Below are 13416 nucleotides of genomic sequence, written 5' to 3' on the forward strand. Positions count from 1 at the left end.
TAGGACGTCCAACTATTTCGGTAGTAGGACGTCCTCGTAGCTCCTTCCGGTCTGGGTAAGGACTGCCCCAGGGGGTGACGCCGATGCGCGCGTTGACGTTCGAGCCGGGCCGGCAGGGGACACTAGAGGTGGAAGAGGTGCCCGATCCGGAGCCAGGGCCAGGGGAGCTCCTCGTGCAGGGGCTGGCGCTGGGGGTCTGCGGCACCGACAGGGAGCTGGCGGCGGCCGAGTACGGCTGGGCGCCGCCCGGCAGGAGCCGCATGGTCATCGGCCACGAGTCGCTCGGCCGGGTGCTCCAGGTGCCCGACGGGTCCGCCTTCTCCCCCGGCGACCTGGTCGTGGGCGTGGTGCGCCGGCCCGACCCCGAGCCGTGCGGGGCCTGCGCGCGGGGCGAGTTCGACATGTGCCGCAACGGCCGCTACACCGAGCGCGGCATCAAGGAGATCGACGGCTACGCCAGCGAGCGGTGGGCGGTCGAGGCCGGGTACGCCGTCCGCCTGGACCCGTCGCTGGAGAGCGTGGGCATGCTCGTCGAGCCGACGTCCGTGGTGGCCAAGGCGTGGGAGCACATCGAGCGCATCGGCTCGCGGGCCTGGTTCGAGCCGCGCACGGTGCTGGTGACCGGCGCGGGGCCGATCGGGCTGCTGGCGGCGCTGCTGGGCCGGCAGCGCGGGCTGGAGGTGCACGTCCTGGACCGGGAGGCGGGCGGGGCCAAGCCCGCGCTGGTGGCCGACCTGGGGGCGACGTACCACGTCGGCACCGGCCTGGACGCCTTCGCCGACGCCAAACCGGACATCATCATCGAGGGCACCGGGGTGGGGCAGCTCGTCATGGAGGCGCTGACCTGCACGTCCGCGGCCGGGATCGTCTGCCTGGCCGGGCTCGGCGCGGGCGGGCGCACCCACCGCCTGGACGTCAGCGAGATCAACCGGGACATCGTCCTGGAGAACGACGCGATCTTCGGCACGGTCAACGCCAACCTCCGCCACTTCAGGGACGCCGCGACCGCCCTGGCCCAGGCGGACCGGAGCTGGCTCGAACGCCTGGTCACCCGCCGCGTCCCCCTCACCCGGGCGAAGGAGGCGCTCGCCCACGAGCCCGGCGACGTCAAGGTGGTCCTCGACCTCACCAGTTGATCCCCGCGGCCTCAGTTCTTCGGGGCGCCTCAGTTCTTCGGGGTGTAGGGCTTGCGGCGGTTGGCGGGAACCTGGGCCGCGCCCGTCCGGCCGTCGCGCGGGGCGGGCACCTCGGGCGCCGTCGCCCGGACGGCGCGTTGCCGGAGCGCGGCGGAGGAGGACGTCCTGGCCTGCGTGGAGGGGCCGGCCGCCGGGGCGGTGCCCACGCGGATCGCGGCGGCCTCGCGCGGCGGCGGCGGGGCGGGCGTGGGCACGTTCACCGGCGGCGCCCATTCCTCGTCACCCCTCGTCCGCGCGGCGCCGCGGCCCTCTGGCGCGTTCCAGAACCGCAGCCAGCCGAAGCGGCGGTGGACGCCACGACGGCGGCCGGTCACGCGTAAGGAGAGCACGACGGTCACCAGCACCATCGCGACCAGCAACGCGGGCGGCGTGCCCAGGACGTCGAGCGGCGAGGACCGGCCCACGTCCGAGCGCGGCGCGGGCACGAAGGGCCGCTCGGTCGACCGGATCTCGGTCGCCTGGTCGGCCGCGGCCTTGACCACCCGGGGAAGGCCGTAGCCGACGACCTTGTCGGTGTCCCTGACCTTGCGCTTGAGCCAGACGCGGTCGACGTTGGCCTCGATGGTGTGGATCTTCTTGCCCTCGACCCGTTCCACGATCCCGACGTGGTCCACGCCCTTGTAGCTCTTGCCGCCGCCCCAGTCGAAGAAGACCAGCGCGCCGGGCTCGGGCCGCTGCGCCCAGGCGTTCTGCTTGATGAACCAGGCGGCGTGCGAGGGCGTCCAGGCGAACTGCCCGACGTACGGGCCGAGGCCGGTCCTGTCGGCCGCCCAGGCGATGAACATGTCGCACCAGGGCGCGTTGCGGTACTGGGTGTCCTGGACGCGATCCGCGTACCACTGGCCGAATTTGGTGGTCTGGCCGCTCTTCTCCTTGTAACCGAGTTCCTGCCGTACCTGCTTCAGCAGCGCGTCCGCGATCGGGTCCAGGGTGACTCCTCCCCGAAAAACCGACAAATCACGATGGACTGTAGTAGCGCCATCGCGGAATTGCTCGAATCATTCAGAAAGTGTCTATTTATCGGCCCATATTTCGGCATTGGGACGCATGCGACTGCTGAGACGGGTGGTGCGCCGCCCGTCAGGTCCCCGCGCCCACGCGGTAGACGCTCACCTCGCCCGCGCCCGGCGCCACCACGTCGGCCACGATCACGGTGACGTTGTCGGGCGAGCCGCCCTCGTTCGCCAGGTCGATGAGCCGCTGGACGGCCGCCGCCGGGTCTGCCACCGTGGTCAGCACCTCGTGCAGGACCTCGGGCCCGAGCACGGTGGTGAGCCCGTCGGAGCAGAGGAGGTAACGATCGTCAGGCTCGGCCTCGCGCAGCGCCATGTCCGGTTCGGCCCTGCCCTCGCTGCCCAGGACGCGCAGCACCATGGAACGCCGGGGGTGCACGGCGGCTTGATCCTCCGTTATCCGCCCTTCGTCCACCATCGACTGCACAAGTGTGTGATCCTTGGTCATCTGATAGAGCGCACCATCACGAAGCAGGTATCCGCGGGAGTCACCCAGATGAGCAAGGGCGAACCGGTAGCCGTCCCACAGCATGGCGGTCACCGTGGTCCCCATCCCCCGGCGGGCGGGGTCGATGTCGGCCAGTTCGACCAGCCTGCGGGCCGCCTCGTGCACGGCGCCCTCCAGGGCCGCCTCCAGGTCCGAGCCGGTCTCGGGAAGCGTGGCATCCAGCTCGCGCATGACGGCGATCGCCGCCGAGCTCGCCAGCTCGCCTGCCGCGTGCCCGCCCATGCCGTCGGCAACCACGAGCAACCGGCCACTCGCATAGCCGGAATCCTCGTTCTGCTCCCTGCGACGGCCCACGTCTGATTCGGCGGCATAGCGGATGTTGTGCTTCATACCCAGCAGTAAATCATTGGTTGAAAGACTTCACAAGCAGATGCGCTGAAGACTCTTGTGAACTACTGTGGCCTCATGAGCCACGACCCGACCGTGAACGCCGGGGACATCGCCCGGCTCGCCGGTGTCGGGCGTGCCGCGGTGAGCAACTGGCGCCGCCGCCACGACGACTTCCCCCAGCCGATCGGCGGAACCGCGAACCAGCCGCTGTTCTCGCTGCGGCAGGTCGAGTCCTGGCTGCGCCGCTATGGGAAGTCCTACCAGGTCTCGCTGGGAGATCGGGTGTGGCAACGCCTGAAAGCCGCCGGCGATCTGCGGCTGGGCCAGCTGGTCGCCCAGGCTGGAACGTTGCTGACCAGCGGTGAGAGCGAGCTGGAGCCCGAGCTGGCCGGGCTCGTGTCGGAGCTGGCCGAGCGCCACGGCGCGCTCACGGCCTACGAGTTCCTCTGCGAGCGTTACCTGGAGGCCCACTCCCGCCAGCTCTCGGTCACCCGCCACGACGTGGCCGAACTGATGCTGCGGCTGGTCCGGGCCGAGGGCGCCACCGTCCTCGACCCGGCCTGCGGGGTCGGCACCCTGCTCCTGCCGCCCGCCGGCGCCCTGCCCACAACGCTGCCCACCGCGCTGCCCGCAGCGCTGCCCGGCGGGGCGGAACGGTCCGAAGCCGTTCCCGGCGACCCCGCGCCGGCCGCGGGCGACGACCCGCCGCCGGGCCGGCCCGCCCGGGTGCTCGGGCAGGAGCTCAGCGAGACCTCGGCCGCCATCACCGCCGCCCGCCTGCGGCTGCGCGGCATCGAGGCCGACATCGTGGCCGGCGACTCCATGCGGCTCGACGGCTTCCCCGAGGTCAAGGCCGACGCCGTGGTGTGCGATCCGCCGTTCAACGAGCGGGCCTGGGGTTACGAGGAGCTGACCGGCGATCCGCGCTGGGAGCACGGCCTGCCGCCGCGCGGCGAGCCTGAGCTGGCCTGGGTCCAGCACTGCCTCACCCACGTCCGGCCCGGCGGCCTGGTCGCCGTGCTCATGCCGCCGGCCGCCGCGAGCCGCAAGGCGGGCCGCCGGATCAGGGCCAACCTGCTGCGCGCCGGAGCCCTGCGCGCGGTGGTGGCGCTGCCCGGCTCCGACCTGTGGTTGCTGCGCCGGCCGAAGGCGGGCGAGCGGCCGCCGTCGGAGGTGCTCATCCTCGACGCGACGGCCGACCTGGCGCCGGTCGAGGCCGCCTGGCTGGCCTACCTCGACGACCGCTCCGACCAGACGGTGCGCATCATCGACCTGCTGGCCGACGAGGTCGACATGACCCCGGCCCGCCACCAGCGCCGCGACGACGTGGGCCGGGCCTTCGCGCAGGCCCGCGACCGGTTCCTGGCCGCCGCGGCCGTCCCGCCCGACCTGAAGGTGCTCGACCAGCCGCTCGACCAGCCGTCCACGACGCTGGGCGACCTGATCAAGGAGGGCCTGGTGAGCACGTCCCAGGCGCCGCCCAAGATGGCCGCCGACGGGGGTGACGTGGCCGTGCTCACGGCCGACGACGTGCTGCGCGGCGGCGCGCCCTCCGGCCTGACCACCATGCAGCCCGGCCTGATCGTGATCCGTCCTGGCGACGTGGTGGCCTCCTACTCCGGGGTGCGGGTGATCACCGACGGCGGCGCGGTGCTCGGCCCCCACCTGACCCTCTACCGGGTCGACGCCCGCCGGCTCGACCCCGACTTCCTGGCCGGCTTCCTGCGGGCCGCGGGCGGCCGGGTGACCACCGGGTCCAGCAGGTTCGACGTGCGCCGCACCCGCGTGCCGCGGTTGTCGCTGAAGGAGCAGAAGGCGTACGGGGAGGCGTTCAGGCAACTGGCCGTGCTGGAGGACGCGCTGCGCGAGACGTCGACCCTCGGCCGCACGCTGATCAGGCTGGGCCTCGACGGTCTGGCCGACGGCCATCTGCACCCGCAGTCCTGACGGTGTAGTTTTTCCCGAAAGGCTGCGTGGAGGGGCGAATGGTCATCGGCGACCGCTATGAGCTCGACGACCTCCCCCTCGGGCAGGGCGGGATGGGCGCGGTCTACGCGGGCCACGACCGCCACCTCGACCGCAGGGTGGCGGTGAAGCTGCTCAGGCTGCCGAGCGGCCCCGACCACGAGCTGGAACGCCGGTTCATCCGCGAGGCGCGCATCCTGGCCAGGCTGGAACATCCGGGCGCGCCCGTGCTCTACGACTTCGGCACCCACGAGCAGCGGCTCTACCAGGTGATGCAGTTCATCGAGGGCGTCACCGTGGCCGACGTGGTCAGCGAGCACGGCCCGCTGCCGGTGCCGTGGGCGGCGGCCATCGCGGCCCAGGCGTGCGCGGTGCTGTCGGCGGCCCACGCCCTGGCGATCTGCCACCGCGACCTCAAGCCGACCAACCTCATGCTCTGCCCCGACGGCAGCGTCAAGGTGCTCGACTTCGGGCTCGCGCTGCTGCGGGACGCCGACGTCACCACGTTCACCCGCATCGGCCAGATTCTCGGCACGCCGGCGTACATGGCGCCCGAGCAGATCCAGCACGGCGTGGCCGAGCCGCGCAGCGACCTGTACTCGCTCGGCTGCGTCCTGCACGAGATGCTGACCGGGCACCAGCTCTTCACCGGGCCGACCGACTACGTGGTGTTCGAGCAGCAGGTCAAGGAGCGTCCGCCGGCCATCCCCGGGCTTCCCGACGAGCTGGGCGCGCTCCTGGCCGAGCTGCTGGAGAAGCAGCCGGAGAACCGGCCGGCCGACGCCGACGAGCTGTACGAGCGGCTGGCCCCCTTCGCCGTCGAGCTGCCGATGCTGCCCGGCTTCCTGACCGAGGCGCCGAGCCCCGGCCGCATGTACGCCCGCATGGTGGGCCGCGTGCTCAGCCGCCGGTCGTAGCGCCCGGGAGCGCGGCGAAGGCGGCGATCAGGGCGTCCCCCAGGCGGTCGCGCCAGCAGTAGCGGTCGTGGCCGCCCTCGAACTCCCGGTAGTCCGCCGCCGCGCCGAGCACGGCCCGCAGCCGCTCGGTCGGGCCGTGCATGTCGTCGTCCTCCAGGCTGCCGAGCTGGAGGTGCACGCGCGGCGCCGGGCCCCTGGCCAGCTCGCCCGTCAGCCGTTCGGGCTCGGGGCCGTCCGGCCACCAGAACGAGCCCGACTGCGACACCGCCGCCGCGAACCTGCCGGGATGCCGGTGGGCGGCGTAGACGGCGGTGAGCCCGCCGAGACTCTGGCCGGCGATCACGGTGAAGCCGTCGTGGGGCAGGGCGTCCACGAACCCGGGGTCGCAGGTGAGCCGGGCCGTGCGCTCGGGGCCCGACTCGACCAGCCAGGCCCGGACCGGCGGGATGCGGCCGGCGGCGATGAGGTTGTCGAGGATGACGGGCAGGTCCTCGGTCCACTCCTCGCCGTCGAGCGCCACCAGCGAGCCGACCGGCGGCAGCGCGGGCTCGTACCGGAACCCGGCGGGCTCGCGGACGAGCCGGTGGCGGCGTCGGCCGGGAACCAGCCACGGTGACGACGGGGTCGTCTCCGCGATCGAGAAGCCCCGCCACAGGCGGGGGTTGAGCGGGTCGGCGACCGGTGCGCCGTCCACCTGGAGGTGATAGGAGGCGCGCCAGCCGCGCCGCACGCGGAACGTGCGGCTCCAGAGGCCCGGCGCGCGCTCCAGCAGGGCGTCGATGCCGTCGGGACGCAGCCTGCCGGCCAGGACGCGCACCTCACGGGCGGGACCGTGCCACAGGAACGTGACCGCGTCGTGCTCGTCGTCGAGCCGGGCGACGACGGGCGTGACGGGTGTGCCGCTCCGGCCGGGCGCACCGGGGCGCGGAACCTGCAGGGTCTCGGGCGGAAGGTCGCTCGTCACGGCGGGCCGCTCCTCAGTCCGGTCGGACACGTTGCAGCACCCTACCCCACCCCCTCCCGGCCCGGCCCTGAACGCGCTCTCTCGGTAACGCCGATCGTTATGCGGACCCCGTTGACAGGGCGGCGTGACGGCCGCGAATCTGGCGAGAGAGCGCTCTCTCACATCCCCCGTTCTCCCCCAGGAGGGTTTCCATGACCCCTCGTGTCCGGCGGCTCGCCCTGCCCGTGCTCGCCGCGTCCCTGCTCGCGCTGGCGACGGCCTGCGGTGGCGGCGCAGGCCCCACCACCGAGGCGAGCGCCAAGCCCGGCGAGAAGATCAAGCTGTCCATCGGCCTCTTCGGCGACTTCGGCTTCAAGCCGCTCTACGAGGAGTACAAGAAGACCCACCCGAACATCGAGATCACCGAGGCCGTCACCCAGTTCAACGACCACCACAACAACCTGGTCAAGCGCCTGGCCACGAACGCCGGCGCTGGTGACGTCGAGGCCGTCGAGGTGGGCTACATCAGCACCTTCACCTCCCAGCCCGGCAAGTTCGTCGACCTCAAGCAGTACGGGCTGGACAAACGCCAGGGCGACTACCTCGACTGGAAGTGGCAGCAGGGCCTCAGCAAGGACGGACAGCAGCTCCTCGGCCTCGGCACCGACGTCGGCGGCCTGGCGATGTGCTACCGCAAGGACCTGTTCAAGAAGGCCGGGCTGCCGAGCGACCGGGCCGCGGTGAGCGCTCTCTGGCCCACCTGGGAGCAGTACATCGAGACCGGCAAGAAGTTCGGCGCCGCGAACGTCGCCGGCGCCAAGTTCGTCGACTCCCCCGGCGAGATCTTCCGCGCCATGGTCAACCAGGCTCCGGTCGGCCTGTACGACGCCCAGGACAAGATCATCGTGGACAGCAACCCCGACGTGAAGAAGGCGTGGGACCTGTCCAACCAGCTCACCCAGGAGGGCCTGACCGCCAAGCTGGCCGCCTTCACCCCGCCGTGGAACACCGGCTTCGCCAAGGGCTCGTTCGCCACGATCATCTGCCCCGCCTGGATGACCGGGTTCATCCAGGAGCAGGCCAAGGACGCCTCCGGCAAGTGGGACATCGCGACCGTGCCGGGCGGTTCGGGCAACAGCGGCGGCTCGCATCTGATGGTGCCCAAGCAGAGCAAGCACCCGAAGGAGGCGGCCGAGCTGATCGACTTCCTGACCTCCAAGGAGAACCAGGCCAAGGTGTTCAAGGAGGAGGGCACGTTCCCGTCGATCCCGGCGCTGTACGACGACCCCTCGATCCAGAACTTCACCAAGCCGTTCTTCGGCGACGCCCCCATCGGCAAGATCTACTCCGACGCCGCCAAGGCGCTCAAGCCGCAGCACCTCGGCCCCAAGGAGGCCGACGTCCGGGTGGCGATCGGCAACGGGCTCGGCCGGGTCGAGCAGGGCAAGCAGACGCCCGACGAGGCGTGGGCGCAGGTCCTCCAGGACGTCCAGAAGATCAAATGAGTACGCTCCCGCTGTCGGCGCCGGCCCGGCACCGGCGGCGTGGCGTGCGGCACACCCTCGACGTGAGGGTGTCGCCGTACGCCTACGTCGCCCCCTTCTTCCTGCTGTTCTGCGCCTTCGGGCTGTTCCCGCTGGTCTACACGGCCTGGGTGAGCCTGCACGACTGGACCCTGCTGTCGGAGGAGCACACGTTCGTCGGCGCGAAGAACTTCCAGACGCTGCTGGCCGACGGCTACTTCTGGAACGCCACCTTCAACACGCTGTCCATCGGCGTGCTGTCCACCGTGCCGCAGCTCCTGCTGGCCGTCTGGCTGGCCCACCTGCTGAACCGGCGGCTGCGCTTCCAGACGCTGCTGCGCATCTCGATGCTGCTGCCCAACGTCACCAGCGTGGTGGCCGTGGTGGTGATCTTCAGCCAGCTCTTCGGCCGCGACTTCGGGCTGATCAACTGGGTGCTGTCGTGGGTCGGCATCGGGAAGATCGACTGGGCGGCGGGCACCGCCACCTCGCACATCGCGCTCTCCGTGATGATCATGTGGCGCTGGACCGGCTACAACGCGCTCATCTTCCTGGCCGCCATGCAGGCCGTGCCGCGCGAGCTGTACGAGGCCGCCACCCTCGACGGCGCGAGCAGCTTCACCCAGCTGCGCCGCATCACCATCCCGATGATCCGGCCGACGATCATCTTCGTCGTCATCGTCTCCACGATCGGCGCGATGCAGATCATCGCCGAGCCCCTGCTGTTCGGCCAGAGCAGCGGCGCGGGCGGCGGCGCGGCCAGCGGCGGCCCGGACCGCCAGTACCAGACGCTCGCGCTGTTCGTCTACGAGCAGGGCTTCACCAAGTTCGACTTCGGGTACGCCTCGGCGGCGTCCTGGCTGATGTTCCTGGTCGTGGTGGTCGCCGCCGGGATCAACTTCCTGATCAGCCGCCGGGTGAAGGGCGGCACGACATGAGACTGCGCTACCTGACCCTCATCGCGGTCGCCTTCTTCTCCGCCTTCCCGCTCTACTACAGTGTCGTGGTGGCCTCGCGGCACAACTCGGCGCTGGCCGAGGTCCCGCCGCCGCTGCTGCCCGGCGGGAACCTCCTCGCCAACGTCGCCCGCGTGTTCGACACCGTGCCGTTCGGGCTGGCGCTGCTGAACTCGGTCATCGTGGCGGGCTCGATCGCGGTCGCGGTGATGTTCTTCTCGACGCTGGCCGGGTTCGCCTTCGCCAAGCTGAGGTTCCGGGGCAGGAACGCCATGCTGGTGATCACCGTGGCCACCATGATGGTCCCGGCCCAGCTCGGCATCATCCCGCTCTACCTGCTCATGGTGAAACTGGAGTGGACCGGCACGGACTACGCGCTGATCGTGCCGGCGCTGGTCAACGCGTTCGGGGTGTTCTTCATGACCCAGTACCTGACCCGGGCGCTGCCGGACGAGCTGCTGGAGGCCGGGCGGGTGGACGGGTGCACGACGTGGGGCCTGTTCTGGCACGTCGTGCTGCCCGCCGCACGGCCGGCGGCGGCCGTGCTCGGCATGCTGACGTTCATGTCGGCGTGGAACGACTACTTCTGGCCGCTGGTCGTGCTGAACCCGGACAACCCGACCGTCCAGGTGGCGCTGTCCACGCTGGCCAGCGGTTACGTCAACGACTACGTGCTGGGCCTGGCGGGCACGGCGGTCGGCGTCCTGCCGCTCGTGGCGGTCTTCGTGCTGTTCGGCAGGCAAATCATCGGTGGAATCATGCAAGGAGCTGTTAAGGGATGAAGTTTCCCGAGGAATTCGTCTGGGGAGCCGCCACGGCCTCCTACCAGATCGAGGGGGCGGTCAAGGAGGACGGGCGCGGCCGGTCGATCTGGGACACCTTCTCCCACACCCCCGGGAAGGTCGCCGGCGGCGACACCGGCGACGTGGCCTGCGACCACTACCACCGGTACAAGGACGACGTCGCGCTGATGCGCGAGCTGCGGCTGCGGGCCTACCGGTTCTCGGTGGCGTGGCCGCGCGTGCAGCCGGAGGGAGCCGGGCCGGTCAACCCGCGCGGCCTCGCCTTCTACGACAAGCTCGTAGATGAACTACTAGCCGCCGAAATTTCGCCCTATGTCACGCTTTATCACTGGGACCTTCCCCAAGCCCTCGAAGACCACGGCGGCTGGACGAACCGCGACACGGCCTACCGTTTCGCCGACTACGCCCAGGCCGTGCACGACCGGCTCGGCGACCGGGTGACCCACTGGACGACGCTCAACGAGCCCTGGGTGTCGGCCTTCCTCGGCTACGGCAACGGCGTGCACGCGCCCGGCCGCCGCGACCCGGGCCAGGCCATGCGCGCGGCCCACCACCTGCTGCTCGGCCACGGCCTGGCGGCGAGCCGGCTGCGGGCGGCGGGGGCGCGCAGCATCATGCTCGTGGTCAACTCCGCGCCGGTGCTCACCCCGGCCCAGGTCAACGACCCCACGGCGGTCGCCGGCGAGGCGGACGCGGCCGCCGCCGAACGTGTCCACGCCCTGCTGACCAGGCAGTTCCTCGACCCGGCGGTGCACGGCAGGTACCCGGAGGAGGTCCTCGCGGCGGCGGCCCGCAACGGCGGGACCGCGCACGTGCACGACGGCGACCTGGAGCTGATCAACGTGCCGATCGACCTGGTCGGCGTCAACTACTACAACCCGTGCGTGGTCGAGTCGGGCCCGGGGCTGCCCGCCGACGCCGCCTGGCCCGGCTCCGACGGCGTGCGCTTCACCACGGCGGACGCGCCGGTCACCGCGATGGGCTGGCCGATCGTGCCCGACGGCCTGTCCCGGCTGCTCGTCCGGCTCTCGAAGGACTATCCGCAGGTCGGGCTCATGGTCACCGAGAACGGCGCGGCCTTCGACGACCTGGTCGAGGACGGCAGGGTGCACGACGACGAGCGCGTGGCGTACCTGGACGGGCATCTGCGCGAGCTGCACCGGGCCGTCGAGGCGGGCGCCGACCTGCGCGGATACCTCGTGTGGTCGTTGCTGGACAACTTCGAGTGGGCCGAGGGCTACCGGCGCAGGTTCGGCATCGTGCACGTGGACTACGCGACGCAGACCCGGGTGCCCAAGGACAGCGCCCTGTGGTACCGCGACGTGATCGGCAGGAACGGCCTGTAGATTTTTTCCGTGCTCTCCCTCTTGGTGCAGTCATGAGACGCCCGACGCTGGAGGCGGTCGCCGCCCGCGCGGGCGTCTCCCGCGCGACCGCCTCCAGGGTCGTCAACAACCAGACGACCGTCGCGCCGCACATCCGCGACGCCGTGCAGCGCGCCATCGACGAGCTGGGCTACATCCCCAACTCGGCGGCGCGCAGCCTGGTCACCCAGCGCACCGACTCGATCGCCCTGGTCGTCAGCGAGCCGGGCACCCGGGTCTTCTCCGAGGACCCGATGTTCTCCACGGCGATCAGGTCGGCCAGCTACGAGCTGGAGGCGGTCAACAAGCAGGTCGTGCTGATGCTGGCCTCCTCGCCCAAGAGCCACGCCCGGGTGGAGCGGTACATCTCGGGCGGCCACGTCGACGGCGTCATGCTGATCTCCATGCACGGCGCCGACCCGCTGCCGGCCGCGCTGTCGCGCCTGCGCGTGCCCGTGGTCTCCTACGGGCGGCCGGCCGTGCCGGTCGACATCCCGTTCGTCGACAACGACAACGTGGGCGGGGCCGAGGCGGGCGTCCGGCACCTGGTCGAGTCCGGACGGCGCAGGATCGCCACCATCGCCGGCCCACAGGACATGATCGCCGGGCAGGACCGCCTGACCGGCTACCGCAACGTGCTGCGCGACTCCGACCGCCGCTCGATCGTGGCCGTGGGCGACTTCACCCGGGAGTCGGGCGCGATCGCGATGCGCCAGCTCCTCGGCGACGACCCCGCGCTCGACGCCGTGTTCGTGGGCAACGACCTGATGGCGGTCGGCGCGCTTCAAGCGCTGCGCCAGGCCGGGCGGCGGGTGCCCGACGACGTCGCGGTGGTGGGGTTCGACGACATCGAGGCGGCCAAGTACACCGAGCCGCCGCTGACCACGCTGCGCCATCCCATCGCCGAGCAGGCGGCGGCCATGGTCCGGCTGCTGCTCGGCCTGTTCGAGGGCGGCTCGCGGGAGCCGGTGATCCTGCCGACCGAGCTGGTGGTCCGTGAGTCGGCCTGAGCCCGCCGCAGCCGCCCGGTGATCTCCGTTGGCGAGGCCGTGGCCGCCGCCGTCGCGGTGGCCGAGGAGCACGGCCTCACGGTGCGCGAGCCCGTCGTGCTGAAGGACTCCTACAACCTGCGCGTCCACCTGCGGCCGGCGCCGGTCGTGGCGCGGGTGCCCACGGTCACCGCCCTGGCCCGGCTCCGGCCCGAGGAGGCGATGCGGCGGGAGCTGGCGGTCGTGTCGTTCCTGCACGAGCGCGGTGCGCCGGTCGTGCCGCCGAGCGACCTGCTGCCCGCGCGGGTGCACGAGCGCGGCGGGGCGCTGGTGTCGTACTGGCGGCACGTCGAGCACGACGGGTCGCGGCCGGTGACGCCCGAGGTGTTCGGGCGGGCGCTGCGCGAGCTGCACGAGGCGCTGCGCGGGTATCCGGGCGCGCTGCCGCGCCTCGGGCCGGTCCTCGACGAGCCCGGTCACCTGCTCCGGGTGCTCGCCGCCGACCTGGAGCCGGCGGTGTCGGCCCGGCTCGCCGAGGCCCGCGCCGGGCTGGCGGCCCGGCTGCCGGAGGGCGGGCAGGCCGTGCACGGCGACGCCCATCCGGGCAACGTGCTGGTCACGCCCGCCGGCCTGCTGTGGAACGACTTCGAGGAGACCACGTACGGGCCTGTGGGCTGGGACCTGGCCTGCCTGCTCGGGACCGTGCGGCTCGACGGCCGCGCGGCCGTGCGCGCCTACGGCGCCGATCCCGGCGACCCGGCCCTGGCGGTGTTCGCGGAGGCGCGGGCGCTGCAGGCCGTCCTGTGGAGGCTGGTCAGGGCGCGGCGCTTCCCCGAGGAGCGGGCCGCCGCCCGCGCCGTCCTCGACGAATGGCTGCGCGACCCCGCCGGCCGCTGACCCGGGCCCGTT

At 71.9% G+C, this 13416-nt stretch carries 12 protein-coding genes; 9 read left to right on the forward strand and 3 right to left on the reverse strand.

The genetic code is table 11. From position 1 onward, the window contains the following. Positions 1–83: 83 nt before the first annotated feature. On the forward strand, positions 84–1136 hold the full coding sequence (locus AB0J76_RS08010; protein WP_352329393.1) for a glucose 1-dehydrogenase: 1053 nt from the start codon (positions 84–86) through the stop codon (positions 1134–1136). Between the two features lie 29 nt (positions 1137–1165). On the opposite strand, the gene AB0J76_RS08015 is transcribed toward AB0J76_RS08010, so the two are convergent. Both AB0J76_RS08015 and AB0J76_RS08020 read right to left on the reverse strand, forming a co-directional pair. Beyond that, positions 1166–2152 (reverse strand): CHAP domain-containing protein, encoded by a 987-nt coding sequence (locus AB0J76_RS08015; protein WP_352329395.1) that lies wholly within the window; start codon positions 2150–2152, stop codon positions 1166–1168. 124 nt (positions 2153–2276) lie between these two features. After that, positions 2277–3047 carry a protein phosphatase 2C domain-containing protein gene (locus AB0J76_RS08020; RefSeq protein ID WP_352329396.1) on the reverse strand — a complete coding sequence of 257 codons (771 nt, stop codon included), beginning with the start codon at positions 3045–3047 and terminating at the stop codon, positions 2277–2279. Positions 3048–3122: 75 nt separating this feature from the next. Here AB0J76_RS08020 and AB0J76_RS08025 point away from each other — a divergent pair, with 75 nt between their 5' ends. After that, a complete protein-coding gene (locus tag AB0J76_RS08025; protein ID WP_364389121.1) occupies positions 3123–4994 on the forward strand; it encodes an N-6 DNA methylase in 1872 nt (623 codons plus the stop codon). Between the two features lie 38 nt (positions 4995–5032). Continuing rightward, entirely contained in the window at positions 5033–5929 is an 897-nt protein-coding gene (locus tag AB0J76_RS08030; RefSeq protein ID WP_352320112.1) for a serine/threonine-protein kinase, read from the forward strand. Here the strand turns inward: AB0J76_RS08030 and AB0J76_RS08035 are convergent. Beyond that, positions 5913–6923, reverse strand: coding sequence for an alpha/beta hydrolase-fold protein (locus tag AB0J76_RS08035; RefSeq protein ID WP_352320110.1), 1011 nt, complete (start codon positions 6921–6923; stop codon positions 5913–5915). The two genes, AB0J76_RS08030 and AB0J76_RS08035, sit on opposite strands and share 17 nt — an antisense overlap. A 161-nt stretch (positions 6924–7084) precedes the next feature. Between AB0J76_RS08035 and AB0J76_RS08040 the strand changes: the two genes are divergently transcribed. From AB0J76_RS08040 to AB0J76_RS08065, 6 genes are read left to right on the forward strand one after another with little or no spacing between them, the layout of a single operon-like run. Continuing rightward, entirely contained in the window at positions 7085–8377 is a 1293-nt protein-coding gene (locus AB0J76_RS08040) for an extracellular solute-binding protein (RefSeq protein WP_352320108.1), read from the forward strand. Continuing rightward, a complete protein-coding gene (locus AB0J76_RS08045; RefSeq protein ID WP_352320107.1) occupies positions 8374–9333 on the forward strand; it encodes a sugar ABC transporter permease in 960 nt (319 codons plus the stop codon). Before AB0J76_RS08040 ends, AB0J76_RS08045 begins: the two co-directional genes overlap by 4 nt. Next, positions 9330–10133 carry a carbohydrate ABC transporter permease gene (locus AB0J76_RS08050; RefSeq protein WP_352320105.1) on the forward strand — a complete coding sequence of 268 codons (804 nt, stop codon included), beginning with the start codon at positions 9330–9332 and terminating at the stop codon, positions 10131–10133. The genes AB0J76_RS08045 and AB0J76_RS08050 overlap by 4 nt, the downstream gene beginning before the upstream one ends. Then, positions 10130–11500, forward strand: a complete 1371-nt coding sequence (locus AB0J76_RS08055) for a GH1 family beta-glucosidase (protein WP_352320103.1) — start codon at positions 10130–10132, stop codon at positions 11498–11500. Before AB0J76_RS08050 ends, AB0J76_RS08055 begins: the two co-directional genes overlap by 4 nt. Positions 11501–11532: 32 nt before the next feature. Beyond that, entirely contained in the window at positions 11533–12528 is a 996-nt protein-coding gene (locus tag AB0J76_RS08060; protein WP_352320101.1) for a LacI family DNA-binding transcriptional regulator, read from the forward strand. A gap of 18 nt (positions 12529–12546) precedes the next feature. Then, positions 12547–13404, forward strand: coding sequence for a phosphotransferase (locus AB0J76_RS08065; RefSeq protein ID WP_352320099.1), 858 nt, complete (start codon positions 12547–12549; stop codon positions 13402–13404). The last annotated feature ends 12 nt before the right edge of the window (positions 13405–13416 follow it).

The organism is Nonomuraea sp. NPDC049624, from assembly GCF_040675255.1.
In the GTDB taxonomy this organism is placed as follows: Bacteria; Actinomycetota; Actinomycetes; order Streptosporangiales; family Streptosporangiaceae; genus Nonomuraea.

What these genes read in the sequence shown, in the direction of transcription:
- AB0J76_RS08020 (WP_352329396.1), bottom strand. Translation starts at nt 3,047, where the DNA reads ATGAAGCACAACATCCGCTATGCCGCCGAATCAGACGTGGGCCGTCGC.
- AB0J76_RS08030 (WP_352320112.1), top strand. Translation starts at nt 5,033, where the DNA reads ATGGTCATCGGCGACCGCTATGAGCTCGACGACCTCCCCCTCGGGCAG.
- AB0J76_RS08045 (WP_352320107.1), top strand. Translation starts at nt 8,374, where the DNA reads ATGAGTACGCTCCCGCTGTCGGCGCCGGCCCGGCACCGGCGGCGTGGC.
- AB0J76_RS08060 (WP_352320101.1), top strand. Translation starts at nt 11,533, where the DNA reads ATGAGACGCCCGACGCTGGAGGCGGTCGCCGCCCGCGCGGGCGTCTCC.
- AB0J76_RS08055 (WP_352320103.1), top strand. Translation starts at nt 10,130, where the DNA reads ATGAAGTTTCCCGAGGAATTCGTCTGGGGAGCCGCCACGGCCTCCTAC.
- AB0J76_RS08040 (WP_352320108.1), top strand. Translation starts at nt 7,085, where the DNA reads ATGACCCCTCGTGTCCGGCGGCTCGCCCTGCCCGTGCTCGCCGCGTCC.
- AB0J76_RS08050 (WP_352320105.1), top strand. Translation starts at nt 9,330, where the DNA reads ATGAGACTGCGCTACCTGACCCTCATCGCGGTCGCCTTCTTCTCCGCC.
- AB0J76_RS08025 (WP_364389121.1), top strand. Translation starts at nt 3,123, where the DNA reads ATGAGCCACGACCCGACCGTGAACGCCGGGGACATCGCCCGGCTCGCC.
- AB0J76_RS08010 (WP_352329393.1), top strand. Translation starts at nt 84, where the DNA reads ATGCGCGCGTTGACGTTCGAGCCGGGCCGGCAGGGGACACTAGAGGTG.